25 protein-coding genes are annotated in these 24,574 nt (G+C 72.6%); 14 read left to right on the top strand and 11 right to left on the bottom strand.

From position 1 onward, the window contains the following. Nucleotides 1-49: 49 nt before the first annotated feature. On the bottom strand, nucleotides 50-1,003 hold the full coding sequence (locus ABD236_RS02010; protein WP_344069712.1) for a glycosyl hydrolase family 18 protein: 954 nt from the start codon (nucleotides 1,001-1,003) through the stop codon (nucleotides 50-52). 243 nt (nucleotides 1,004-1,246) lie between these two features. Here ABD236_RS02010 and ABD236_RS02015 point away from each other — a divergent pair, with 243 nt between their 5' ends. Together ABD236_RS02015 and ABD236_RS02020 are read left to right on the top strand one after the other, a co-directional pair. After that, nucleotides 1,247-3,175 carry a TPM domain-containing protein gene (locus tag ABD236_RS02015; RefSeq protein ID WP_344069172.1) on the top strand — a complete coding sequence of 643 codons (1,929 nt, stop codon included), beginning with the start codon at nucleotides 1,247-1,249 and terminating at the stop codon, nucleotides 3,173-3,175. Continuing rightward, nucleotides 3,172-3,894: a PspA/IM30 family protein gene (locus tag ABD236_RS02020; protein WP_344069175.1), complete on the top strand. Its 723-nt coding sequence runs from the start codon at nucleotides 3,172-3,174 to the stop codon at nucleotides 3,892-3,894. Before ABD236_RS02015 ends, ABD236_RS02020 begins: the two co-directional genes overlap by 4 nt. A 62-nt stretch (nucleotides 3,895-3,956) precedes the next feature. Here the strand turns inward: ABD236_RS02020 and ABD236_RS02025 are convergent, their stop codons facing one another. The 6 genes from ABD236_RS02025 to ABD236_RS02050 all read right to left on the bottom strand — a co-directional run bounded on the left by ABD236_RS02025 (nucleotide 3,957) and on the right by ABD236_RS02050 (nucleotide 10,434). Further along, complete coding sequence (locus ABD236_RS02025; protein WP_344069715.1) at nucleotides 3,957-6,488, bottom strand: SpoIIE family protein phosphatase; 2,532 nt, start codon at nucleotides 6,486-6,488, stop codon at nucleotides 3,957-3,959. 201 nt (nucleotides 6,489-6,689) lie between these two features. Further along, complete coding sequence (locus ABD236_RS02030; RefSeq protein ID WP_344069178.1) at nucleotides 6,690-7,094, bottom strand: ATP-binding protein; 405 nt, start codon at nucleotides 7,092-7,094, stop codon at nucleotides 6,690-6,692. A 128-nt stretch (nucleotides 7,095-7,222) separates the two neighbouring features. Next, nucleotides 7,223-7,651: a (deoxy)nucleoside triphosphate pyrophosphohydrolase gene (locus tag ABD236_RS02035; protein ID WP_344069181.1), complete on the bottom strand. Its 429-nt coding sequence runs from the start codon at nucleotides 7,649-7,651 to the stop codon at nucleotides 7,223-7,225. A gap of 94 nt (nucleotides 7,652-7,745) precedes the next feature. Beyond that, a complete protein-coding gene (locus tag ABD236_RS02040) occupies nucleotides 7,746-7,925 on the bottom strand; it encodes an SPOR domain-containing protein (RefSeq protein ID WP_344069184.1) in 180 nt (59 codons plus the stop codon). 288 nt (nucleotides 7,926-8,213) lie between these two features. Continuing rightward, complete coding sequence (locus ABD236_RS02045) at nucleotides 8,214-8,966, bottom strand: GntR family transcriptional regulator (protein WP_344069187.1); 753 nt, start codon at nucleotides 8,964-8,966, stop codon at nucleotides 8,214-8,216. A 136-nt stretch (nucleotides 8,967-9,102) separates the two neighbouring features. Further along, the gene (locus tag ABD236_RS02050; protein ID WP_344069190.1) at nucleotides 9,103-10,434 is read right to left on the bottom strand and encodes a DUF4190 domain-containing protein; all 1,332 of its coding nucleotides are present in this window, start codon (nucleotides 10,432-10,434) and stop codon (nucleotides 9,103-9,105) included. 198 nt (nucleotides 10,435-10,632) lie between these two features. Here ABD236_RS02050 and ABD236_RS02055 point away from each other — a divergent pair, with 198 nt between their 5' ends. Beyond that, complete coding sequence (locus ABD236_RS02055) at nucleotides 10,633-11,778, top strand: pyridoxal-phosphate dependent enzyme (RefSeq protein ID WP_344069193.1); 1,146 nt, start codon at nucleotides 10,633-10,635, stop codon at nucleotides 11,776-11,778. Between the two features lie 103 nt (nucleotides 11,779-11,881). Here the strand turns inward: ABD236_RS02055 and ABD236_RS02060 are convergent, their stop codons facing one another. Continuing rightward, entirely contained in the window at nucleotides 11,882-12,739 is an 858-nt protein-coding gene (locus ABD236_RS02060; RefSeq protein WP_344069196.1) for a carbon-nitrogen hydrolase family protein, read from the bottom strand. A 116-nt stretch (nucleotides 12,740-12,855) separates the two neighbouring features. Between ABD236_RS02060 and ABD236_RS02065 the strand changes: the two genes are divergently transcribed. From ABD236_RS02065 to ABD236_RS02090, 6 genes are all read left to right on the top strand, one after another. Next, complete coding sequence (locus ABD236_RS02065; protein ID WP_344069199.1) at nucleotides 12,856-13,551, top strand: hypothetical protein; 696 nt, start codon at nucleotides 12,856-12,858, stop codon at nucleotides 13,549-13,551. Nucleotides 13,552-13,574: 23 nt separating this feature from the next. Further along, entirely contained in the window at nucleotides 13,575-14,090 is a 516-nt protein-coding gene (locus tag ABD236_RS02070) for a hypothetical protein (RefSeq protein WP_344069202.1), read from the top strand. A 225-nt stretch (nucleotides 14,091-14,315) separates the two neighbouring features. Further along, nucleotides 14,316-14,636, top strand: coding sequence for a hypothetical protein (locus ABD236_RS02075; protein WP_344069718.1), 321 nt, complete (start codon nucleotides 14,316-14,318; stop codon nucleotides 14,634-14,636). A gap of 369 nt (nucleotides 14,637-15,005) precedes the next feature. Continuing rightward, nucleotides 15,006-15,650 (top strand): Uma2 family endonuclease, encoded by a 645-nt coding sequence (locus ABD236_RS02080; protein ID WP_344069205.1) that lies wholly within the window; start codon nucleotides 15,006-15,008, stop codon nucleotides 15,648-15,650. Then, a complete protein-coding gene (locus tag ABD236_RS02085; protein WP_100828042.1) occupies nucleotides 15,647-15,916 on the top strand; it encodes a type II toxin-antitoxin system Phd/YefM family antitoxin in 270 nt (89 codons plus the stop codon). Before ABD236_RS02080 ends, ABD236_RS02085 begins: the two co-directional genes overlap by 4 nt. After that, nucleotides 15,909-16,172 (top strand): type II toxin-antitoxin system RelE family toxin, encoded by a 264-nt coding sequence (locus ABD236_RS02090; RefSeq protein ID WP_344069213.1) that lies wholly within the window; start codon nucleotides 15,909-15,911, stop codon nucleotides 16,170-16,172. Before ABD236_RS02085 ends, ABD236_RS02090 begins: the two co-directional genes overlap by 8 nt. A gap of 133 nt (nucleotides 16,173-16,305) precedes the next feature. Here the strand turns inward: ABD236_RS02090 and ychF are convergent, their stop codons facing one another. Beyond that, complete coding sequence (gene ychF / locus ABD236_RS02095; protein WP_344069216.1) at nucleotides 16,306-17,394, bottom strand: redox-regulated ATPase YchF; 1,089 nt, start codon at nucleotides 17,392-17,394, stop codon at nucleotides 16,306-16,308. 249 nt (nucleotides 17,395-17,643) lie between these two features. Here ychF and ABD236_RS02100 point away from each other — a divergent pair, with 249 nt between their 5' ends. Continuing rightward, complete coding sequence (locus tag ABD236_RS02100) at nucleotides 17,644-18,261, top strand: DUF6542 domain-containing protein (RefSeq protein WP_344069219.1); 618 nt, start codon at nucleotides 17,644-17,646, stop codon at nucleotides 18,259-18,261. A 266-nt stretch (nucleotides 18,262-18,527) separates the two neighbouring features. Here the strand turns inward: ABD236_RS02100 and ppgK are convergent, their stop codons facing one another. Both ppgK and ABD236_RS02110 read right to left on the bottom strand, forming a co-directional pair. Further along, on the bottom strand, nucleotides 18,528-19,268 hold the full coding sequence (gene ppgK, locus ABD236_RS02105; RefSeq protein WP_344069222.1) for a polyphosphate--glucose phosphotransferase: 741 nt from the start codon (nucleotides 19,266-19,268) through the stop codon (nucleotides 18,528-18,530). A gap of 58 nt (nucleotides 19,269-19,326) precedes the next feature. Further along, on the bottom strand, nucleotides 19,327-20,316 hold the full coding sequence (locus ABD236_RS02110; RefSeq protein WP_344069225.1) for a 4-hydroxy-3-methylbut-2-enyl diphosphate reductase: 990 nt from the start codon (nucleotides 20,314-20,316) through the stop codon (nucleotides 19,327-19,329). A 72-nt stretch (nucleotides 20,317-20,388) separates the two neighbouring features. Here ABD236_RS02110 and ABD236_RS02115 point away from each other — a divergent pair, with 72 nt between their 5' ends. The 4 genes from ABD236_RS02115 (at nucleotide 20,389) to ABD236_RS02130 (ending at nucleotide 24,477) form a co-directional block, all read left to right on the top strand. Further along, on the top strand, nucleotides 20,389-21,762 hold the full coding sequence (locus ABD236_RS02115; protein WP_344069228.1) for an APC family permease: 1,374 nt from the start codon (nucleotides 20,389-20,391) through the stop codon (nucleotides 21,760-21,762). A 57-nt stretch (nucleotides 21,763-21,819) separates the two neighbouring features. Then, complete coding sequence (gene xseA / locus ABD236_RS02120) at nucleotides 21,820-23,034, top strand: exodeoxyribonuclease VII large subunit (RefSeq protein WP_344069231.1); 1,215 nt, start codon at nucleotides 21,820-21,822, stop codon at nucleotides 23,032-23,034. Between the two features lie 10 nt (nucleotides 23,035-23,044). Further along, nucleotides 23,045-23,341 (top strand): exodeoxyribonuclease VII small subunit, encoded by a 297-nt coding sequence (locus ABD236_RS02125; RefSeq protein WP_425543802.1) that lies wholly within the window; start codon nucleotides 23,045-23,047, stop codon nucleotides 23,339-23,341. A gap of 545 nt (nucleotides 23,342-23,886) precedes the next feature. Further along, nucleotides 23,887-24,477 carry a malonic semialdehyde reductase gene (locus tag ABD236_RS02130; protein ID WP_344069234.1) on the top strand — a complete coding sequence of 197 codons (591 nt, stop codon included), beginning with the start codon at nucleotides 23,887-23,889 and terminating at the stop codon, nucleotides 24,475-24,477. Nucleotides 24,478-24,574: the final 97 nt, after the last annotated feature.

A 24,574-nucleotide genomic window follows, 5' to 3' on the forward strand; every position in this document is an offset into this window, starting at 1 on the left:
GGGGCCCGGCATCCGTGGATGCCGGGCCCCGCCGCCGTACCGCCGTCCCTCAGTTCCAGTCCTTGTCGTACGCGGCCCAGTCACGGTCGCGCGCGGTGAAGTCGACGTAGAGCGCGACCCCGAAGTGCTCGCGGTGCCGGTCGGTGCGGCCGAGGCCCAGGCGCACACCGCGCACGGCCGCCTTGACCGTCTCGGCCGAGCCGTGGTGCCCCATGCTCTCCGTCTGGAAGAACGGCAGCCCCATCAGCAGGTCGGTGTCCTTGGGCGTCACCTCCAGCGCCAGCGAGGCCTGCTGAGCGACGTAGCCGCCGTACAGGCTCTCCAGCGGCATCGAGGTGTCGTACGACATGACGGCGATCTGGTCGACGCGCTTGGCCACCTGCCCGAAGTACGCCTGCGACCACCACTTGGGGTGCCCGGCGATCTTCCCGGCGGCGGAGTGCAGCCTCGGCACCGGGTCGATCTGGTGCGCGGCGACCGAAAGCGTCGCGCCACGCGCGCGTGTGACGGGCCGTACCGCGTCGAGCAGTTCGAGGAAGTGGCGGTTGCCCGAGGGCATCGGCTCCAGGTCGAAGTGCACGCCGTCGAACCCGCCGCGGGCCAGCACCCCGCGCGCCGACTCCACCATCGCGGAGCGGGTGGCCGGGCGCTCCAGGCGCAGGCCCCTGGGGCCCTCGGTGGCGAGCTTGTCGCCCAGCCACGCCTGCACGCGCACGCGCGGCAGCCTGCGGTGCACGCCGTCGACCAGCCAGCGCGCCTTGGGATAGCGGGCCGCGGGCAGCGTCCCGTCGTGCTCCAGGGGTCCGGCGTGGACGTACAGGTCGTGTATCCCCGTCTCCCGTACGCGCGCGGCGAAGGCGTCCAGGTCGCTCTCGCCCTTGCGGCCGTCGACCCAGGCGTGGCCGAGCCAGATGGCGTCCCGGCCGCGGGTCCTGGTGCCGTCGCCGGGGTCGCCCGCGTAGCTGCTGCGCAGCGCCACCGCGCCGACCACCATGGGCGCCATCACCAGGAGCACGGCCGCCAGCGCGGCACGCCGCACCCACGTCCGCGCCGGGCGCCGGAGCCACCGGCGCAGGCCGTCGACTCCGGCCGATATTGCTGTCCGCACGAGTACCCCTGACTGTCAGTGTGCCGTGGAAGTATGACCTCCCGGTGGCCTGCTTCCCAACGAGCGCGGCACGGAGCGACGGCTTCGGGTGCTCCCGCCCGGTCGCGGAGCGGCAGATACCGCCATACGCTCACAAATGTGACGCCGCGTGTGAGTCGCACCGGGCCCCGCACGGCCGTCCGGGCCGTCCGGGCCCTCGTGGCCGTGCTGCTCGCCACGTGCTGGACCGCACTGCCCGGCGCGTCCCCCGCGCGGGCGCAGGACCCGGTGCCGCTCGCCGCGAGCGGGTGGGTCACCGACCGCGCGCACGCGCTGGACGGGCGCGCGCCCGAGGTGGCCGCCGCGCTCGGCCGCCTCCACGAGGACCGCTCGGTCCAGCTCTTCGCGGTGTACGTGGACGACTTCTCCGGCCGTACCGCCCAGGACTGGGCCGACACCACCGCGCAGCAGAACGGGCTGGGCCGCGACGACCTCCTGCTGGCCGTGGCCACCGGGCCCCGGCTGTACGCGCTCTCGGTCGACCAGGGCTTCCGGCTCAGCGACCAGGTGCTGGGCGAGGTGGCCCGCGAGTCGGTCGAGCCCGCGCTGCGGCGCGCCGACTGGGCCGGGGCCGCCGTCGGCGCGGCGCGGGACCTCGACACCGCGCTGGCCGGACCCGCCCGGCGCGACGGATCCGTCTCGGCGAGCGACTACGTCCTGCCCGTCGCGGTGCTCGTGGGCGCGGGCGCGGTCGCGCTGTACGCGTACGCGCGAAGGAAGCGGCGGGCCGCCACCAGGACGACACCGGCGAGCGCGCCCGGCGCGGGGGCGGCGGGCTGGGAGCGGGACGCGGGCGTTCCGCGGGAGCCGGCCGCGCTGGAGGCCGAGGCGGACCGGACGCTGGTCGCCACCGACGACGCCATTCGAACGAGTGACGAGGAACTGGGTTTCGCCGTCGAGCGGTTCGGGGAAGCGGCGACCCGCCCCTTCGCACGGGCCCTGGCCTACGCCAGGTCCGAACTGGCCACCGCCTTCAGACTGCGTCAGCAGCTCGACGACGACCCGCCGCCGCAGGGGCTCGCCCTGCCGCAGGGCCCCGCCCCGCCCGACGAGCCGGAGCTGCCCGAGGAGGGCGGGGCGGCGCGGCGGCGGATGCTGCGGGAGATCCTGTCGCGCTGCGCCTCGGCCGGCCGGCGCCTCGACGCCGAGGCGGAGGCGTTCGACGCGCCGCGCGCCCCGGAGCGCGACACCCCGCGCGCGCTGGAAACCGTCGAGACGGCCTTTCGCACGCTCACCGGGCGCACGGCGGCGGCGGACTCCACCCTGACCGCCCTGCGCCAGCGCTACGCGGAATCCGCGCTCGCACCCGTCGCGCACCACGTCGAGGACGCCAAGGAACACCTGGTGGCGGCCACGGCCTCGCTCAACGCCGCCCACCAGGCCCTGGACGCCGAGGACCCGGCCGAGGCAGCGACACATGTGCGCACCACCGAGGCCACCCTCGCCGGGGCCACCGCGTTCTTGAACGCCGTCGACCGCCGGGCGGCCGAACTCGCCCGGGCCGAGGAGCTGTTGCCGGGCGCCCTGGCGGACGCGCAGGCGGCCGTGGCGCCGGCTCGGGAGTCCTCCCCGGACGCGGGGCACGAAACGCTGACCCGGGCCGAGACCGTGCTGGTCGGAGTCGGCCGGGCCCGGGCGAGCGGACCGTACGATCCGATCGACGCCCTGCGCCGGGTCGCGCAGGCCGAGGCAGCCTTGGCCGAGCTGGGCGCACCCGCGCGCGAAGGGGGCCCGGAGCACCTCCGCGCCCTCCTGGAGCGGGTCACCCTCACCGCCCGCGCCACCGCCGCGGCCGCGGAGGACCTCATCGCCACCCGAGGGGACGCCGTCGGCTGCCCGGCCCGCACCCGGCTCTGGGAGGCCCGCCGCCATCTGGCCCAGGCCGCCGCGGAGGCGGCCGGACCTGATCCGGCGGGCGCCCTCGCCGAGGTACGGCGGGCGGACACCCTGGCACAGCAGGCGCTCGCCCTCGCGGAAGCGGACGTACGCAACGACGGGGACCTCCCGGGGCAAGGAGAGAAGCCATGAGCGACAGGCAGTCCGTACTGGGCCGGGTCGGCCGGCTGGCGAAGGCCAACGTCAACGCGCTCCTGGACCAGGCCGGGGACCCGCGGAAGATGCTGGACCAGCTGTTGCGGGAGTACACGGACAACATCGCGGAGGCGGAGCGGACCCTCGCCGCGACCGTGCGCGAGCTGCGCCTGATGGACGACGACCGGCGCGAGGACCTGGCCACCGCCAAGGAGTGGGGCGACCAGGCGGTCGCGGCCAGCCGCAGGGCCGACGGACTGCGCGCGGACGGCTCGGCGAAGGAGGCCGACCGGTTCGACCACCTCGCCAAGGTGGCGCTGGGCAGACAGGTGCGCTCGGAGAACGAGGCCCGGGCGGCGGAGCCGACGATCGCCGCGTACGCGGAGGTGGTGGAGAAGCTGAAGTCCGGGCTGGCGAGGATGAAGTCCCAGCTGGACGTGGTGCGGGCGGAACAGGGCGAGTTGGCGGGCGGGGGCGGGGCCGCCGCGACACGGGAGGCCGACGGGACACCGGACGGGCCGGCGAGCGTCGACCTGCTCGACCCGGCCGGCGAGATACGCCGCTTCGAGGACAAGCTGCGCCGCGAGGAGGCCCGGGTACGCGGCACCGGACAGCCGGCCGCCTCGCCGCTGGACGTCCAGTTCGAGCAGCTGGACGCCCCGGGCGAGACGGCGGAGGTGGAGGCACGGCTGGCGGCCCTGAAGGCGACGACCTAGGGCCTGTCCGATGGGTCCGGTCCGATGGGTCCGGCCCTCCGCAGGCCGCGCCTTCCCCCGCCTCAGAACATGCTGAGCAGCTGCTCCTCCGTCAGCTCGACGGCGGGCCCGGACTCCCCGTCCGGGAGGCCGAGTTCGAACCAGACCGTCTTGCCGCGCGGGGTGCGGCGCGAGCCCCACGCCGCGCTCAGCAGGCCGACGAGCTGGAGGCCCCGGCCCCCCTCGTCGGTGTCCCGCGCCCGCCGCCGTCTCGGCTGGACCAGACCCGCGTCCCACACCTCGCAGACCAGCGTGCGGTCCCGCAGCAGCCGCAGCCGCACCTCGCCCTCCCCGTACCGCAGGGCGTTGGTGACGAGCTCGCTGACCAGCAGTTCGGTGGTGTCGACGAGGTCGTCCAGGTCCCAGGCGAGCAGCTGGGTGCGGGCGAGTTCGCGGGCGCGGCCGACCGAGCGCGGTGAGCGCGGCAGCCGCCAGTCGCCGACGGCGTCCGTGGGCAGGCCCTGGATACGGGCCATGAGCAGGGCGATGTCGTCCTCTCCATGGCGGGTGTCGAGGGTGTTGAGGACCTGGTCGCAGACGTCCTCCAGGCCCGCGACCGGGTCGCTGATGGCCTTGCGGAAGGCCCGCAGGCCCTCCTCCAGGGGGTGGTCGCGGGACTCCACCAGACCGTCGGTGTAGAGCGCGAGCAGAGCGCCCTCCGGCAGGTCGACCTCGATCTCCTCGAACGGCTCCCCGCCCACGCCCAGGGGCAGCCCCGGCGGCATGTCCAGGAAGAGCGCGGGCTCACCGGGCTCGACCAGGACCGGTGGCAGATGGCCCGCGTTGGCGATGGAGCAGCGCCGCGTGACCGGGTCGTACACCGCGTACACACAGGTCGCCAGATAGACCTCGGAGAGGTCGGCCTCGCGGGACTTGTGCGCGGTGCGCGCGCCGGGGCGGCCGCGCCGGTTCCCGGCGGCCGCGCGCTCGGGGCCGCCGGGGTCGCCCAGACCGCGGGCGATCTCGTCCAGGTGCGAGAGCACCTCGGCGGGCTCCAGGTCGAGCAGGGCCAGGGTCCGTACGGCGGTGCGCAGTTCGCCCATGGCGACGGCGGCCCGCAGCCCGCGGCCCATCACGTCGCCGACGACCAGGGCGGTGCGGTGGCCGGGGAGTTCGATGACGTCGAACCAGTCGCCGCCCACCTCGGTGGCGGCGTTGCCGGGCAGATAGCGGCAGGCGATGTCCAGGCCGGCGGCCTCGGGGTCGCCGGGTGGGAGGAGGGAGCGCTGGAGTATCAGCGCGCGTTCGTGCTCCCTCCGGTAGAGGCGGGCGTTGTCGATGCAGACGGCGGCGCGGGAGGCGAGTTCGGTGGCGAGGGCGCGGTCGCGTTCGCCGAAGGGCTCGCTGCCCTTGGCGCGGGAGAACTGGACCAGGCCGACGACGGTGTCGTGGGCGACCATCGGGACGGCGAGCGTGGTGTGCACCAGGCTCCCCTCGTCGCCCGGTACGGCGTGCAGCCGGCCGGTGCGCAGGGCGTCGGCGCAGGGCGAGTGGAAGGAGTAGCGGTGGACGTCCCCCACGGAGACGGACGCGGTCGGGGCGGGGCCGCCGGTGAGGGTGGGCGGCGCGTCCGAGACGGCGCTGGCGAAGGCGACCCGGCGCAGTTCGGCGCTGCCGTCGGCGCGGTTCTGGATGGCGTCGTCCCCGGCGAGCAGCGCCTGGTAGAGGTCGACGGAGGCGAGGTCGCAGAAGCCGGGGACGGCGACGTCGAGGAGTTCGCGGGCGGTGGTCTCCAGGTCCAGGGAGTTGCCTATGCGGTTGCCCGCCTCGTTGAGCAGGGCCAGGTTGCGGCGGGCGTCGGCGGCCTCGCGGGCGGCGTTGTGGCGGCGGGTCACGTCGATGCCGAGGCTGGCGACGCCGATGGGCCGGCCGGTCCCGCTGTGCACCCGGTAGAGGTTGATCGACCAGTGGCGGCGGGCCGGGTCGCCGGGCGCGGTGCCGACGAGCTGGAGGTCGGTGACGGCCTCGCCGGTGTCGAGGACGCGCCGCAGGGCGGCGGCCATCCGGTCGGCCTCGGGGCGGCTCAGATAGTCGTGGACGGTGCGGCCGCGGTGCTCGTCGGGCTCGCCGCCGAAGACGGTGGCGAAGCACCGGTTGGCGCGCAGGACGGTGAGGTCCGTACCGAACAGCAGGAAGCCGAAGGGAGATTGGCCGAAAATGGCCTGCGAGGCGGCGAGGTCGGTCTCTATGCCGCGCAGCGCCCGGACGTCGACGACGATACAGAGCGCGCCGCGCTCCCCGGCCGCCGTCTCACTGGGCATCACATACAGCTCGGCGAGCCCGTGCCGCCCCTCCCGCTCCGGTGTGCGGAACGGGACGAGCCCGGTCCACTCGCGGCCGTCCAGGATCTCGGCGACCCGGCGGTGGCCCTGGGAGCGCAGCTCAGGCGGCATGAAGGCGTCGACCGGGTCGGTCCCCACGACCTCGCGGGCGGACAGCCCGAACTGCTCCTCGGCCCGCAGGCTCCACTGCTCGACCAGCCCGTCGGGCCCGATCGAGAACGAGGCGACCCTGATGTAGTCATAGATCGAGCCAGGCGGGCTGCTCTGCCACATGACGCCGCCAGCCGTCTCAGGTATCTCGCTCACGCGACCGTCCCCTCCAGCTCACCGCACCGGACCGGCCTTGACCGCAGTATTCAGTACTACGGCCCCCACCGACACGGCGTTCACGATCACATCCCGGTCTCGTTCTTTTCCGGCCGTCTTCCGACCTGGCCGTCCGAACGGGTCGTGATCGTCCGTCCCTCCCTCCTTCTAACCCGGCAGAGCCAGCTCGAACCACACGGTCTTGCCCGTCCTGCCGCGCCTCGTCCCCCAGCGCCGTGCAGAACAAGCCACCAACTGAAGGCCCCGGCCCCCCTCGTCGTCCGGTCCGGCGTCCCGTTCGACGGGCTCCTCCGGCAGTGGGTCGGAGACCTCCACCAGCAGGGCGCCGGGGTCGTGCCGGACCATCCGGACGCCGATGGGGCCCGACGCGTACCGCAGGGAATTGGTCACGAGTTCGCTGACCAGCAGCACCGCCACATCGCTCACGCCGCCGTCCAGCTCCCAGCCCCGCAGCGTGTCCCGGACGGCGTGGCGCGCGGTGCGCACGGCGTTGGCCTCCGCCGGGAAGGTCCATTCGGCGCAGCCGCCGGATGTGTCGATCACGCCGCTCACCCGCATCCGACTCTTCGGGGGGTTTAGAAGGATTAATAGCCACATACCCGATATTTGGCGTCAGCTATCCCCTGGTGGGGCGCATGGTGGCACGAACGGCGTAGGGGCGTACGGGAGGGAAGGGCCGTTCAGCGGCCCGGCGCGCCCTCCCGCGCCGCCCGGATGTCCGCCGCGAGCAGCCGCGCCGCCTGCGCCACCGCGGGCCGGTCCTGCGGCAGCCAGTCCACCGTGTCCGTCTCGTCGGGGCCGAGCCAGCGCAGCTCGTCGTGGTCCTCCAGGGGCCGGGGCTCGCCCGAGGCCAGCCGGGCGGTCCACACCCGCAGCACGAGCCCGGGCTTCAGCGGCCACTCCCCCGGGATCCGCTCCAGCGGCTCGGCCTCCACGCCCAGTTCCTCGCGCAGCTCGCGCACCAGGGCGTCCTCGGGGCGCTCGCCCGGCTCCACCTTGCCGCCGGGCAGCTCCCAGCGCCCGGCCAGCTCGGGCGGGGCGCTGCGGCGCGCGGCGAGCAGCCTCCCCCGGTCGAACACGGCTCCGGCCACCACCACACGCACGTCCATGCGCCGGAGCGTAACCCGCGTCCGGCGAGGTCCGGTCCGGCGGGCCGCCTCCCCTCCCCGCCCCGCCTCCCCGTCCGCACCGCCGCACGCCTGGCTACTGCGCCGGCTGGGCGATCCGCTCGACCCAGTAGAGGCGGTGGGGTCCCAGCTCGTCGAGGCTGTCGATGATCTTCTGGGCCTCGGCCCGGGTGGCGTACCTGCCGACGCGGTAGCGGTTGCCGTTGTCGTCCTGGCGTATGACCTGCCAGGAAAGCACCACGCCACCGTCGCTCATCGCGCCCCTCCCGCTGTCGGCGTGCAGGTCGGTGAAGATCCCCAGGAAACCGCATTCCGCATATGCCCGAGCCTACGCCTGACCTTCACTCAGCGGATCCGCGTTTACACAAAGAGATACGGATCCGGCCACACAAGGGCAAGACAGCGGGGGCGCACCCCTTGGAGTGCGCCCCCGTCAAGGAAGTTGACACCGAGTCAGCCCGTCGCCGACACCCCCGCTTCACCGGCAGGCGGTAGGCGGTGTACGCGCCAGGCGGTACGCGGCGGAGCAGTGACCGGCGGGCGGCTACTTCACCGGCAGGTGGTACGCGATCCGGTAGCGGTCGGCGGGGACCACGACGTCGGCGGTCTCCACGGCGAGCCCCGACGCGTAGTACGTCCGCTCGATGACGAGCACCACATGGCCCGGGACCCCGCCGAGCGCCATGAGCTCCTCCGCCAGCCCCGGGCGCGCGCCGACCTCCTCGACCACGTTGTCCACGACCACGTCGATCGCGGCCATCCGCTCGACGACGCCGCACCCGCCGAGCGGCCCCTCCTCGGGGAGCATCACCGGGGTGCGCCCGGTCACCGCGAGCGGCTCCCAGGAGGTGGAGAGCATCATCTGCTCACCCGCGTCCCGGTACACGTACCGGGTGCGCATGACCCGGTCGCCGGGGCGGATGCCGAGCCGCTCGGCGATCTCGGCGGACGCCTCCTCCTGCTCGCTGCTCGACTCCCAGGTGCCCCGGGTGTTCTCCTCGGCCTGCTCCTGGCGGAACGGGCTGGCCCCCTTGGCCGGACGGAAGCCGGAGCGGGCCACGCGGCGCGGCACCGGGCGCTCCCTCACATACGTACCGGACCCGGAGCGGCCCTCGACCAGACCCTCGGCCATCAGGACCTTGCGGGCCTCCAGGGCGACCGTGTCGGAGACGCCGTACTCCTCGCGGATGCGGGCCTGTGAGGGCAGGCGGGTATGCGGTGGCAGTGAACCACTGACGATCTTCTGCCGGAGATCGCTGGCTACACGCAGATAAGCCGGCTGCTCACCGAAAGTCACTGGCCACTCCCATCAGGTTGACAGACTGCAACAGCGTGGCAACCGTGGGTTGCGCGCGGCAAGCCGTGGCCAGGGTTTCACTCGAAGTGATGACCTGGCCCGTGCCCAGCGGATACCGCGAGTACCGATACCCCTCTCAGACCGCCTTGGAACCGCTGCTTCCGGTTCCCGTCCCGCCACCGATTCCCGTCCCGCCACCGATTCCCGTCCCGCCACCGGAGCCCGACTCGTCTCCGGTGCCTCCGCTGTCGGTGCCCCCGCTGTCCGTACCGCCGTCGGCGCCGCCCGTACCGGCGGTGCTGCCGCCGGAGTCGGTGTTGGGCGGAGTGGTGGCCAGCCGGAGGGCGCGGCGGGCCGCGATCTCCGTGGCCTGCCGCAGGGCGCGGTCCGCGGCGGCCGAGTGGGTGTAGAAGGTCTCGACGTCGGCCGCCGCGGCCGCCTTCGCCCACTCCCCGCCCGCCAGTTCGGCCTCCTTGGCACGGGCGCTCACCTGCGCCTGCGCGGCGGCGGGCCACTGGCGCCCGCGCAGCCGGACGCTCTCCTGCCCCAGCACCTGCGAGACCTGCCCGGCCCACTTCTTGAAGCCCGGCAGATCGTCCTCGACCCGGTCCTTGTCGGGCCCGGCCGCCAGCGCCCGGTCATAGGCGTTGGAGGAGCGCAGATAGGTCACCTGGTCGGCGTCGAGGCGGCGGGCGTCATTGCGCACCGAGCCCTTGAGCTTGCCGCTGGTGGTGGCGAAGGAGCAGGTCACGGCGTGGTCGCCGAGTCGCCAGCTGCGGCTGCTGGGCGTGTAGTAGTACGACTCCGCCTCCACCGGCAGCGCCCAGCTGTCCATCGCGTACTCCTGCTCGACGGCCCAGCACCTGCGGTCGGCGATCTCGGTGATCGCCTTGTCGCCGGGGAAGGAGGAGCCCTCCAGCTTGAAGGAGCCGGAGACCTCGCCGTCGTGCGGCTTGGTGCAGGGCACGACGCTCACGTCGACGACCTCGCGCTCCAGCTCGCCGCCGGGGACGTTGAAGCAGTCGCCCTTGCGCAGGTCCATGGTGCTGCGCGTGCCCCTGGCGTCGTCGATGCCCTCGCGGAACCCGTCCCAGAGCGCGCCCACCCCACCGCTCACCACGAACACGACGGCCAGCAGGGTGGCGATCGAGGAGAGCACCACACCGGCGACGGCCATGCCCTTGCCGCGCTGCCCCCGCCGCCTGATCCGCCGCAGGGCGAGCACACCGAGGACCAGACCGAGCGGCGGCACACAGCAGACGATGCCGGTGACCAGCGAGGCGACGGCCAGACCGCTGGTACTGACCGGCTCCGGGAACGGCTGCGGATACGGGTACCAGGGCTGCTGCGGCCCGGGGTGGGGCTGTCCGGGGTGGGGCTGTCCGGGGTGGGGCGGCGGCCAGCCGGGGCCGTGGCCCTGGCCCGGCTGCGCGGGCGGCTCGGGCACGGGCGGCGGCGGTATGTCCACGGGTGGGGCTCCTCGTCGGGGTCAGACGAACTGCTGCGCGAATCGTACGCGGGGGCCGGAAGGGGCCGGCGGCCAAGCGGACCGAATCCTTCCGCCGCTCGCCGGGAGGGTGGGCGGGCTGGCGGGCGGGCTGGCGGGCGGGCGGGCTGGCGACCCACACCTGACTGGCCGTCACGGACGACGCTCTAGGGTCGCGGTATGACACAGACGATCACGCCGCACCCCGACCCGTCCGGCAGCGCCCCCAGGGCGTACCGCTGCCCCGAGGACGGCACCCGGGCCCCCGTCGAGGCCGCCGCGCCCTGGTGCTGCCCGGTCTGCCAAGGCCCCTGGGACCTGGACTTCGCCGCCGGGGCCGTGGAAGCGAAGTCCCTGGCGGGGCGGGCGGGTTCGCTGTGGCGTTACGCGGAGGCGCTGCCGCTTGAGGGCCCACCGCCGATCACGCTGGGCGAGGGGCGTACGCCGCTGGTGCCGCTCACCGACACGGTCTCGGCGAAGCTGGACTTCCTGATGCCGACGCTGTCGTTCAAGGACCGGGGCGCGGTCGTCCTCGCCGAGCTGGCCCGGCGCCTGGGGCCCGAGCGCGTGATCGCCGACAGCAGCGGCAACGCGGGCACCTCGGTCGCCGCGTACATGGCCAGGGCCGGGCTGCCGACCACGGTGTACGTACCGGAGTCCACCTCGCCGAAGAAGGTCGAGCAGATCGGCGCGCACGGGGCCCGGGTCGAGCGCGTCCCCGGCGACCGCGAGGCCACCGCCCGGGCCGCCCGGGCGGCGGCCGGCACCCCCGGCACGTTCTACGCCTCGCACGTCTTCAACCCGTACTTCCTGCACGGCACCAAGACGTACGTGTACGAGCTGTGGGAGGACCTCGGCGGCCGGCTGCCCGGATCGATCGTGGTGCCGGTCGGCAACGGCACGCTGCTGCTGGGCGCCGCCCTGGCCACGGCCGAGCTGTACGCCCACGGCCTCATCCCCGAGCGCCCGGCCCTGGTCGCGGTCCAGGCGGAGGCGGTGTCACCGCTGGCGAGGGCGTTCCACGCGGGAGCCGACGCCCCGGCGGACGCGGCGGCCGCCGACACCCTGGCCGAGGGCATCGCGATCCCGAACCCGCCCCGGGGCCGCCAGATCCTGCGCGCGGTACGCGAGTCGGGCGGCACGTTCCTGACGGTGACGGAAAACCAACTCCGCACGGCCCAGCACGACCTGGCCGCCCGCGGCCTGTACGTGGAGTCGACGGGCGTGGCGTGCTGGGCGGCGGCGAGCGCGTCACCGGAGGTGCTGGGGGGTGGGGACGCGGTGGTGCCGTTGTGTGGGGCGGGGGTTAAGACGGGGTTGGGTTAGGGGGGCGGGGCCGGGGGTTGGGGCCGGGGGGGCGGGGTTGGGCTTCGGCCTCCCGTTGCCGGCGGGGGAGGCGGCGAGGCTGGGCCGGGGCCGGGGCCGGGGATCAGCCGCCCGCCCGCACCACACGCCGGGCCACCCCGTCCTCCTCCCCCTCCCCCTCCCCCAAGTCCCTGAGCATCGGCTCGGCCTCGCGGGCCGCGCTCAGGACCGCCGGGTCCAGATCGGCCCAGACGATCTCCTCGCCACGGGGCCCGGCCTCGGCGACGAGGCGCCCGTCGGGCCCCCATACGGCGCTGCTCCCGCAGGTGTCCCACGCCCCCGTACGTCCGACGTGGTTGGCGAGCACGGCGTACACCGTGTTGTCGAGAGCGCGCGCGGGAAACCAGATCCGCGACTCGTGATACCCGTTGCCCACGCCGAACAGCGCGCCCACCACGTACGCGTGGCACCCGTCCAGCGCCGCGGCCCGCGCGTGCTCGGGAAAACCGGAGTCGTAACAGACCCCGAGCCCGAGCCGCCAGGAGTCCACTTCGAGGGTGAGCCCCGCGTCCCCGGGCCGATAGAGATCCCGCTCGGCCTGGAAGAGGGTCTGCTTGTCGTACCGGGCGCGCACCCCGCCGCCGTCGACGACGAGGGCGGACACGAACAGCTCCCCACCGTCGTGAACGGCGGCCCCGACGACGGCGACGACGCCGCTCTCCCGGCAGGCATCCACGACCACGTCGAGCCGCGAGTCCCGTGGCCAGCCGACGGCACACCGCTCGGGCTCACCCCGAATGAGCTCAGGCTCGTACCCACTGAGGAACTTCTCAGCAAACACGACAACCCGAGCCCCACCGCCCCCGGCGACCCGGACGAGCCGCGCGACGGCGGCGGCGTTGGCGGGGATGTCTCCGGGGGCGACGGGGGCTTGCGCTGTGGCTATGCGGAGGGGGTGGGTGGGGAGGGCGAAGGGGGGCATGGCGGAATTCGATCACGGCAGGGTGCGGCTGCGGACCCGCCCCCGTCGGCGAAGGATTGCGATGGCCCGATCAGGCCGATTGTCAGTTTGTCAGTGGCGGCTGCTTCCATGGCGTCATGAGCACCGTGTACGAGATCGCCGCCCGCCTCCCCGACCCCGCAGAGCTCCGCGTCCACCTGCGCGGGCTCGCCGTCCTGGAGGCCGCGATCGGGGACGAGCCTCGGTTCCACCGCTACACCTTCGACGCCGACTGGGGCCCCGGCGAGGAGGCGGCCTTGATGGAGAACGGCTCGGGGGACGACTTCTCCGTCGTCTTCACCCCGGCCGGCGTGCTCATACGCGGCTTCGCCCACGAGTCGGAGATGAGTCCTTACGGGACCGACGACGAGCAGGCCTGGCCCGGTGTCATCGACGAAGTACCCGCCGCGCTGCGCCCGGTCCTCGAGGAACCTGCCTTCCGTGACGAGGGCATCGACGTCCTTCGTGTCACCGTCTGCCTGTGGCGGGAGACCGACGACACGGCGTGGCGTACGGGCTCCGCCATCGCGTTCCCCTCCGGCGACGACCCGGATGGCTCCGGGCTCCTCTTCGCTCTCCTCGCCGACCGCTCCCCCGAGGCAGCCCAGGCCCACTTCGAGGACTACTACGAACGCCCCCTCCCCCTCGACGCCATCCACCACGTCCTCACCGGGCACCCCCTGACTTCTGCGATCGCCACGGCCCTCAACCCGGCCGCACACCCCGAGGCCGCCTCCTACCTGGCGGGCGACGCCGGGATTTCGACCTCGCACGCACCGACCCAACTGAACTGATCGCCCCGCCCAACGACCTCCTGGTGGAGCCCATCGCCGGCTGCAACGCGAGTGGCACCTACTACTTCTGCGGCCCGGCCGTGCCCGGCGGCCCCCGTACCGTCCTCTACACCGACTCCGAGGGCCGGGCTTCCCTGATCGCCGAGTCCCCCGCCGAGGCGCTGACGCTGGCGATCGTCCTCCCGTCGTGGCACGACGCCCTGGCGGGCTTCCGCCCTCCGACACTCAACGCGGACTACCGCGCCGACCATCCGAACCACCCGACGGTCCGCGACCGCCTCCTCACCACCCTCCGACTCCCCCCGGCCACCGAGCAGAAGGCCCTGACCCGCCTCCTGACCACCCCAGCCCGCACGGTCCCCGAAGGCTTCCTCCCGTACGCCCCCGACGAGGAGGACGCCGCCTCGTTCGAAGCCGATGCTGGAGCTGCCCGCCGAGTAGGCCAGCCCCCACTCCGCTCATCCTTCGGTGCACTTCCGGCCCCTTTTGAACGTTTCTGCTGGTCAACCAGCTCGCCTGTTGATCACTCAAGGCGGTGAATCGACCGGAATCCAGCAACTGATCACCACGGGGCGCGGTTGTCCCAGGTACTTATCAGGAGATACCAGAAAGGGATCACCTTGTTACGTGCTCATATCGCGCGCCTGACCACCGCACTGGCCACTGCGGGAGCCCTCATCCTCACTGTGCCTTCAGCCGCACACGCGACAGCGATCGGGTCGACTCCCGTGCGCACCTTCGATTACAGCGTGGGCGGTGTGACCATGAAGATCCCGACGGGCTGCATGTTCACGCACATCATCCGAGGCGGCGGCAGGAAGATCACCTACCAGAACGCGGGCGTGGACTGCGCCTTCGTCGGGGCGCTCAGCAGCGGGTTCTGCAACTGGCGCATCGATTTCACCTACGCCGACACCAACAACCGGACCTACCGCACCTCACGCGGCCGGACACACAGCGAATGCAAAATCGACCCGATGCGGAACAACTCTCCCCAGACGCTGCCTCGTTATGGCAAGGCGTGCGCCCACCTCCATGTCAACGGAGTACGGCGCGTGAGCCAGTGCCACCACATCACGAAGTGAGAGCTCCATGACCGAGCAGGGACAGGGACAGCGTCAGGGTCCAGCGTGGGAGACGCTGCGGCGCCGAGCCGGGATCGCCGCGTTCCTCGCAGGCCTCGCCGCCGCACTCGCCTTGTTCGCGTTGCTCCCCGGGCTGCCTCACGTCATTGACTGGGGAGCCGTTCTCGTGTCCCTTGCCGCAGGCGGGCTCACCCGATGGGCCTGCCAGTCCTGGATGACCAGGAAGGCGGAAAGGCAGGCCGAGCGTATGTGATCGCCTCGGTGGAGCCATGAGGCTCCGCCGAGCGCTCTCCCATCGTTCAGGGGCCCGAGAAGCCAAAATGCGTCGTTGGATCTCCCGCTTGAGCTGTGGGCCGCTACCGTAAAGCCATGACCGGGTTGCCCGTCTGGATGCGCCCGCCTCGCCCGGAAGGCTGGTTCGCGGAGGACCTGGACAGCCTCCCCGAGGCGCCCCGGCACACCGAGCTCATCGACGGAGCACTCGTCCTCATGGTGTCGCCCCGGCGGTCCTGGCACGGCCGCCTCGTCACCGGACTGACCACGGCGCTCATGGCGCAAGCCCCGACAGGCTTCGAAGTCGAGCGCGAGATGACGATCCGCCTCGACGCCCGCAACCGCCCCGAGCCGGACCTCCTGCTGACGAACCTCCCGTACGACCCCGACCGCACCTGGTACGCACCGCAGGACGTGAAGCTCGTCGTGGAAGTCGTCTCCCCCGAGTCCGCCCACCGCGACCGCACGGTCAAACTCCGCAAGTACGCAGAGGCCGGCATCCCGCACTACTGGTGCATCGAGGACGAGGACGGCACACCCGTCGTCCACATCTACGAACTCGACGAACCGACCAGCGTCTACGCCCCCGCCGACATCTTCCGAGGCACCCTCAAGCGCCCGGTGCCCTTCGAGATCACCCTGGACCTCGACAGACTGACACCACCGCGCCGGGGCTGGGGTGGGCCGCCCGACTGCCGACATTGTGTACACATGGAACACTCGGTACGCTTGAGCGCATGACTCAGCCCCTGCCCATAGAGTCCATCCGCGATGTGCGCGCCCATCTGGCGGAGGTCGTGGAGCGCGCGGACCGCGACGACGTACCCACGGTGATCACGCGCCGCGGCAAGCAGGTCGCCGCCGTCGTCTCCATCGAAGTCCTGCGCAAGTACCAGGAGTGGGAAGAGCGCGAGATCAACCGGATCATCGACGAGCGCATGGCCAACCCGGCACCCGGCATCCCGATCGAGGACATCATGAGGGAGACGCTGGCGCGCAGTGAGTGAGTACCGCACCGTCTTTCGACCCGAGGCTCAGGCCGAGCTCCGCAAGGTCCCGCGAGACATGGCTCTGCGTATTCTGGCCAAGCTGACCGAGCTGGAGACCGACCCGCTGGGGTTCAACACCACCGCCCTGGTCTCCCAGCCCGACCGTCGGCGCCTACGGGTCGGCGACTATCGCGTGATCTACACGATCGACAACGGCGAGCTGGTGGTGTGGGTGGTCCACGTCGGACATCGCTCCACCGTCTACGACACCTGAACGTTCCTGACGCCAGGTCAGAATATCCAGCACCGATCCAGCACGGGTCGACGAAGGGGCCGGGCTCTCAAGAGCCCGGCCCCTTCTGACCTGCCTGCTTGCCACGTCAGCGACGTGGTGTTATTTCATCCGCTCAGACGTTGAAGCGGAACTCCACCACGTCCCCGTCCTGCATCACATACTCCTTGCCCTCCATCCGCGCCTTCCCCTTCGCGCGGGCCTCGGCGACCGAGCCGGTTTCGATGAGGTCGTGGAAGGAGATGACCTCCGCCTTGATGAAGCCCTTCTGGAAGTCGGTGTGGATGACACCGGCCGCCTCGGGGGCCGTGGCGCCCTTCTTGATGGTCCAGGCGCGGGCTTCCTTGGGGCCGGCCGTCAGGTACGTCTGGAGGCCGAGGGTGTCGAAGCCGACACGGGCGAGGGTGGCGAGGCCCGGCTCCTCGGCGCCGACCGACTGGAGGAGCTCCAGGGCGTCCGCCTCGTCGAGCTCGGCCAGGTCCTGCTCCAGCTTGGCGTTGAGGAAGATCGCCTCGGCCGGGGCCACCAGCGCGCGCTGCTCGGCCTTGAAGGCGTCGTCGGTGAGCTCGTCCTCGTCGACGTTGAAGACGTAGAGGAACGGCTTCGTGGTGAGGAGGTGGAGGTCGTGGAGGAGCTCCGCCTTCTCCGAGCCCTGGAGGATCCCGGCCGAGAAGAGCGTGTCGCCCTTCTCCAGGATCTCCTTCGCCGCCTCGACCGCCGCCACCTTCGGAGCGACGTCCTTCTTGATCCGGGACTCCTTCTGGAGGCGCGGCAGGACCTTCTCGATCGTCTGGAGGTCGGCCAGGATCAGCTCGGTGTTGATCGTCTCGATGTCGTCCTTCGGAGACACCTTGCCGTCGACGTGGACGACGTTCTCGTCCTTGAAGGCGCGGATGACCTGGCAGATCGCGTCCGACTCGCGGATGTTCGCCAGGAACTTGTTGCCCAGGCCCTCGCCCTCGCTGGCGCCGCGCACGATGCCGGCGATGTCGACGAAGTCGACCGTGGCGGGGAGCACACGCTGCGAGGAGAAGACCTCGGCGAGCTTGTCGAGGCGGGGGTCCGGGACGCCCACGACGCCGACGTTCGGCTCGATGGTGGCGAACGGGTAGTTGGCCGCCAGCACGTCGTTCTTGGTCAGGGCGTTGAACAGGGTCGACTTGCCGACATTCGGCAGACCGACGATTCCGATCGTGAGCGACACGTGGCGACTTCCCGGTACGAGGGTGATGGTCCGTCCGCCCCCGGGCCGGGGGCCGACGCCCCCGCGGATGGGGGCCGACTCACCAGTTTACGGGCGTGCCGTGGCGTCGGCGACGGCCCTCACCGGCTCGGCGCCCCGGCCCGTCCCTACCGGCCCCGGGGTCGGTTTCGCGTCGAACGCAACGCCAAGCTCACCCAAAGGGCGTGTCCCATGGGTGGTTCCTCCCCTCTCGCGACCTACGTTGGTGCGGTGGAGCAATACAGGACGCGCACCCCGCAGCCCGGACAGCGAGCACGTACGGCCGACGCACCGGCCGGACGCGCGCCCGGCCGTACCTCCGGGCGGGCGCCGCTCGGGCCCCCGGTCCCCGCCGGGGAGGCGGCCGCCGTGTACCGGGTCGCGGCCCGGCCCGCCCCTCCGTTCGTCCTCGCCCTGCGCCGGCTCCCCCAGCCGCGCCTCACCAGCCTCGGCGGCGGACTCTTCGCCGCCGCTGTGATGTTCCTGCTCGGCTGCCTGGACTGGCTGCTCTTCGACGGCTCACCGGCCGTCTACGGAGTGCTGTTCCTGCCGGTGAGCGCTGTCACCGCGCTCTGGGTACGCCCCGCCGACCTGGTCAGCGCACCCATCAGCGTCCCGATCGCCTTCGCCTTCGGCATCGTGCCCATCGCGGGCGGCTCCGGCGGCATCGGCGGCCAGGCCATGGCCGTGGTCACCGCCCTCGCCCTGCACGCCGGCTGGCTGTACGGCGGGACGCTGGTGGCCGGGGTGATCGCGAGCGTACGGAAGGTACGGCTGATGGGGCGACGACGCGGGCCCCGCCCGGCCGGACCCCCGCCGCCTGGCCCCGGGAGCAGCCCCAGGCGGTAGGCCGGGCGTCGGAGAGCCGGGCTTCGGAGGGCATTCTTCGGGAGGGCCGCGCTTTTTCGCGAGGGCCAGGCTTTCGCCACGGCTGCGGCTTTTGCCACGGCCGCGACCTCCGCTACGGCTGGCCTTTCGCCACGGCTGGGCCCCGGGACCGCCGAGGTCCCCGTCGCTGCCCGTCGGCGGCCGTCGCTGGCCACCGATGGCCGTCGGGACCCGCCCGCCCCGGACGCGCCCCTCCGGCCACCCCGGACCGGCCCGGGTCCCCCGCCCTACCCCCGCCCCGCCGTCATCGCCGCCCCCACGATCCCCGCGTTGTTCTGCAGCTCCGCCGGGACCATCTCCGCTCGGATGCCCTCGATCAGGGGCAGGAACTTGTCCGCCTTGCGGCTCACTCCGCCGCCGATGATGAACAGTTCCGGCGAGAAGAGCATCTCCACGTGGGCCAGGTACTTCTGGACGCGGTGGGCCCAGTGGGACCAGCTCAGGTCCTCGTCCTCCTTGGCCTTGGTCGAGGCGCGCTTCTCCGCGTCGTGGCCGTGCAGCTCCAGGTGGCCCAGCTCGGTGTTGGGGACCAGGCGGCCGTCGAGGAAGAGGGCGCTGCCGATGCCCGTGCCGAACGTCAGCAGGATTACCGTGCCCTTGCGGCCGCGGCCCGCGCCGAAGCTCATCTCGGCCACGCCCGCCGCGTCCGCGTCGTTCATCACCGTCACCGGCAGGCCGCCGAGGCGGTCGGTGAGCAGGCGCGACCCGTCCACGCCTATCCAGGCGTCGTCGACGTTGGCCGCGGTGCGGATCGTGTTGCCCGTGACGACACCCGGGAAGGTGATGCCGACCGGGCCCGACCAGCCGAACTGGCCGACCACCTCCGCGACGCCGTCCGCCACCGCCTCCGGCGTCGCTGGGTGCGGTGTGAGGACCTTGAACCGCTCCTGGGTCAGGTCGCCGCGCTCCAGGTCCACGGGAGCACCCTTGATCCCGGACCCGCCGATGTCCACTCCGAACACGTTCATGGACACCACGTTACGGGCGGGCACTGACAGTCACCCACACCACCGCCCTGACCAGGGGCTACTTCCCGGACAGCTCCGCCGCCTCGGCGCGCAGGTCGCGGCGCAGCTCCTTCGGCAGCGAGAACGTGATCGACTCCTCGGCCGCCTTGACGATCTCGACGTCCTCGAAGCCGCGCTGGGCGAGCCACTCCAGTACGCCCTCGACCAGGATCTCGGGGACGGACGCGCCGGAGGTGAGGCCGACCGTGCGCACGCCCTCCAGCCACGCCTCGTCGATCTCGTCGGCGCCGTCCACCAGGTGGGCGTCGCGCGCGCCCGCGCCGAGGGCGACCTCGACCAGGCGGACCGAGTTCGAGGAGTTCTTGGAGCCGACCACGATGACCAGGTCCGCGTCCTCGCCCATCTGCTTCACCGCGATCTGGCGGTTCTGCGTCGCGTAGCAGATGTCGTCGCTCGGCGGGGAGAGGAGCAGGGGGAACTTCTGCTTGAGCGCGTCCACCGTCTCCATGGTCTCGTCGACCGAGAGCGTCGTCTGGGAGAGCCAGACGACCTTCGACTCGTCGCGGACCTCGACGTTCGCCACGTCCCCCGGGCCGTCGACCAGCGTGATGTGGTCGGGGGCCTCGCCGGAGGTGCCGATGACCTCCTCGTGGCCCTCGTGGCCGATCAGGAGGATGTCGTAGTCCTCCTTGGCGAAGCGGACGGCCTCCTTGTGCACCTTGGTGACCAGGGGGCAGGTCGCGTCGATGGTGGCGAGCTTGCGCTCGGCCGCCTCCGCGTGCACGGTCGGCGCCACGCCGTGCGCCGAGAACATGACGATCGAGCCCTCGGGGACCTCCGCCGTCTCGTCGACGAAGATCGCGCCCTTCTTCTCCAGGGTCCGCACGACGTACTTGTTGTGGACGATCTCGTGGCGCACGTAGATCGGCGACCCGTACTGCTCCAGGGCCTTCTCGACGGCGATCACGGCGCGGTCCACACCCGCGCAGTAGCCACGGGGTGCTGCGAGCAGGACACGGCGGGCAGGCGTTGCAGTCATGCGCTCCATGGTACGGCCGGGGTCCGACACCCCTGCCCTGCCCGGCGGGCCGAGGACCGCCCGGCCGACGAGACTGGCCGCATGAGTGCGCACGACAAAGAGAGCGAGGAAGGCCCGCCGGGGCGCCGGGGCGGCGGGCTGCGGCGCAGCCTCGGGTTCCGTGACCTCGTGGTGTACGGGCTGCTGTTCATCGCCCCGATGGCGCCCGTCGGCATCTTCGGGACGCTCGACGCGAAGTCGCACGGGGCGGTGGCGCTGGTCTACGTGGTGTCCACCGTCGCCATGGCGTTCACCGCATTCAGCTACGCCCAGATGGTGCGCGTCGCCCCGCAGGCGGGCTCGGTCTTCGCCTACGCGCGCGCGGGGCTCGGCGAGGGGGCCGGATTCGTCGCGGGCTGGATGGCGATGCTCGACTATCTGCTGATCCCCGCCGTCGCGTACCTGTTCTCGGGGATCGCGATGCACTCGCTGGTGCCGGAGGTGTCCCGGTGGGTGTGGACGGCGCTGGCGGTGGTGATCACGACCGCGCTCAACCTCTGGGGCGTACGGGCGGCGGCGCGGGTCGGGTTCGCGGTGCTCGCGATGGAGATCGCCGTCCTGCTGGTGTTCGTGGTCGCGGCGGCCGTGGTGCTCGTACGGGACGGGGCGCGGCGCGACTGGCTGTCGCCGCTGGCCGGGGACGCCGGGTTCTCGACCGCGGCGGTGCTCAGCGCGGTCTCGGTGGCGGTGCTCTCGTATCTGGGCTTCGACGCGATCGCCTCCTTCGCGGAGGAGGTGACCGGCGGGTCGGGGAAGGTGGCGCGCGCGGTGCTGTTCTGTCTGGCGCTCGCGGGTGTGCTGTTCGTGGCGCAGACGTATCTGGCGGCGCTCCTGGAGCCGACGCCGTCGGCCGAACTGGCGGCCGACCCCGGGCGCCAGGGCTCGGCCTTCTACGACACCGTGGAGGCGGCCGTGGGCACCTGGCTGCACGACCTGGTGGCGGTGAGCAAGGCGATCGGGGCGGCGTTCGCGGCGCTGGCCGGGCAGGCCGCGGCCGGGCGCCTGGTCTTCGCGATGGCGCGCGAGCGGCGGCTGCCGAGGGTGCTGGCGCGCACCGACTCGGGCGTACCGCGCGCGGCGCTGCTCGTGGCGGCCGTGGTGACGATGGTCGCGGCGGTCTGGGCGGCCCGGCGCGACGACGGCATGGACCACCTGGTCTCGGTGGTCGACATGGGCGCGCTGACGGCGTTCCTGCTGCTGCACGCCTCGGTGATCGGCTGGTACGCGGTACGGCGCCGCGCGGGCGCGCCCAATTGGCTGGCGCATGTGGTGCTTCCGCTGCTCGGGGCGGCGGTGATCGTGGCGGTGATGTGGGAGGCCACCCGGACGGCTCAGGTGGTCGGGCTGGTCTGGCTGGTGCTGGGGGCCGGGGTGCTGATGGTGCAGGGGGCGGACCGGTTCGGCCGTGTCGGGTAGCCAGCCGGTGGCGGCGCGTTCGGCGGCGGTGTCAGTGGGGGCCGTTAGCCTGCGTACATGGGTCTGAATACGAGTGCTCAGGCGCCGCTGCCGGTCGGTGAGGTGTCGCGGCTCATCGGCGGCTGGATCGACCGGCTGGGGGCGGTGTGGGTCGAGGGGCAGATCACCCAGCTCTCGCGGCGCCCGGGCGCGGGGGTGGTGTTCCTGACCCTGCGCGACCCCTCGCACGACATCTCGGTGTCGGTGACCTGCTACCGGCAGGTGTTCGACGCGGTGGCGGACGTGGTCGCCGAGGGCGCCCGGGTCGTGGTGCACGCGAAGCCGGAGTGGTACGCGCCGCGCGGTCAGCTCTCGCTGCGGGCCGCGGAGATACGGCCGGTGGGCATCGGGGAACTGCTCGCGCGCCTCGAGCAGTTGAAGAAGTCGCTCGCGGCCGAGGGGCTGTTCGCGCTCGACCGCAAGCGGCCGCTGCCGTTCCTGCCGCAGCTGGTGGGGCTGGTGGTGGGCCGCGCCTCGGCGGCCGAGCGCGATGTGCTGGAGAACGCGCGGCGGCGCTGGCCCGCGGTGCGCTTCGAGGTGCGCAACGTGGCGGTGCAGGGGGTGCACGCGGTGCCGCAGGTCGTGGCGGCGGTGCGGGAGCTGGACGCGCTGCCGGACGTCGACGTGATCATCGTCGCGCGCGGTGGCGGCAGTGTGGAGGACCTGCTGCCGTTCTCCGACGAGCAGTTGGTACGGGCGGTGGCCGAGTGCCGTACGCCGGTCGTGTCGGCGATCGGGCACGAGCCGGACGCGCCGCTGCTCGACCTGGTCGCGGACCTGCGGGCGTCCACGCCGACGGACGCGGCGAAGAAGGTCGTCCCCGACGTCGGGGAGGAGCTGGACCGGGTCAGGATGCTGCGGGACCGGGCGCGGCGCCATGTCGTCGGGCTCGTCGACGGGGAGGAGCGGGGGCTGGCCGGGGTGCTGGGCCGCCCCTGGATGGACCGGCCGCACCGGATGGTGGAGGACCGGGCGGACGAGGTGGACGCGCTGGTGCACCGCTCGCGCCGGGTGCTCGGCCATCTGCTGGACCGCGCCGACTCCGAGCTCGCGCACACCCGCGCGCGCGTGGTCGCGCTGTCCCCGGCGGCGACGCTGGAGCGGGGGTACGCGGTGCTTCAGCGGGAGTCGGGGGCGGTGGTGCGGGCGCCGGGGGAGGTCGCGGGGGGCGAGTCGTTGCGGGCCAGGGTGGCCGAGGGGGAGTTCACGGTTGTCGTCGGGACGGATGCGTAGGGTGACGGGTATGGGTGTGAAGGTGGAGTCGGGCGGGGACGACGAGGGCGTGACGGGTGAGGGTGACGTGCCGTCGGCGGGAGCCGGCGCGGCCCCCGCCGGGGCGTCGGCGTCGTCCGAGTCGCTCGGGTACGAGCAGGCTCGGGACGAGCTGATCGACGTCGTACGGCGGCTGGAGGCCGGGGGGACGACGCTGGAGGAGTCGTTGGCACTGTGGGAGCGGGGGGAGGTGCTGGCGAAGGTGTGCCGGCGGTGGTTGGAGGGGGCTCGGGCTCGGCTCGACGCGGCGCTTTCAGCCGAGGGGTGAGTCTCCCCTCCGGACCCCCGGGCCCCTTCTTGCGCCCGGTCCTCGTCTGCGGGTGAGTGGTGGGCTGGTCGCGCAGTTCCCCGCGCCCCTTTTTGGCCCGGTCCTCGTCTGCGGCTGAGTGGACGGTTGCTCGCGCAGTTCCCCGCGCCCCTTAGGTAGTCCGCCTGGCCGGGAAGCTCAGCTCAGCCACCGGCTTTGGGGTACGCGCGGGCTGCCGGAGAACCCAGCTCAGCCACACGCTTTTAGGGGCGCGGGGAACTGCGCGAGCAACCGGCCACGGTCCGCAGACGAACGAGGGTTTCAGCGGCGCGCAGAACCGCCCGAGCGGGCCGTCCTCCCCAGGGGCGCGGGGAACTGCGCGAGCGACCCACCACACACCCGCAGACAAAGGCCGGGCGCTCCCACATGGCTGGAAATCGTCCCCCCTGTGAGGCCGATCACCACACCCCCCGGTTAGTTGAAACTTAACCTAACTCCGGCGTACGGTGGCGATCGCCGCTTGAATCCCCCGCAAGCGGAATCCCCGTAAGTCCGGAAGGTTCGTTATGTCTCTCGTCCTTGACCCCGCCGCCCAGGACCTCCTCTTCCGTGAGGCCCGTACCGCCAACACGTTCACCGACGAGCCGGTGAGCGAGGAGCAGGTGCAGGCGATCTACGACCTGGTCAAGTACGGGCCGACCGCGTTCAACCAGACGCCGCTGCGGATCGTGCTGGTGCGTTCGGCCGAGGCGCGCGAGCGGCTCGTGGCGCACATGGCCGAGGGCAACCGGGCCAAGACCGCCACCGCCCCGCTGGTCGCCATCCTCGCCGCCGACAACGAGTTCCACGAGGAGCTGCCGACGCTCTTCCCGGCCTTCCCGCAGGCCAAGGACGTGTTCTTCAGCGAGCGCCCGGCCCGTGAGAACGCCGCCGGTCTGAACGCCGCGCTCCAGGCCGCGTACTTCATCGTGGGCGTGCGCGCCGCCGGGCTCGCCGCGGGCCCGATGACCGGCTTCGACGCCGCCGGGATCCAGAAGGAGTTCCTGGACGGCGACCACACCCCGCTGATGGTCGTCAACATCGGCAAGCCGGGCGAGGACGCCTCGTACCCGCGCAGCCCGCGCCTGTCGTACGAGGACGTCGTCACCACCGTCTGAGCCCCGGGTCACCCGACACGGCCGGAAGACGCGAAAGGCCGCCGCACCCCGCCCCGGGGGTGCGGCGGCCTTTCGCCGTACCGCAACCGCAACCGAC

This window comes from Streptomyces crystallinus, assembly GCF_039521265.1.
GTDB lineage: Bacteria > Actinomycetota > Actinomycetes > Streptomycetales > Streptomycetaceae > Streptomyces > Streptomyces crystallinus.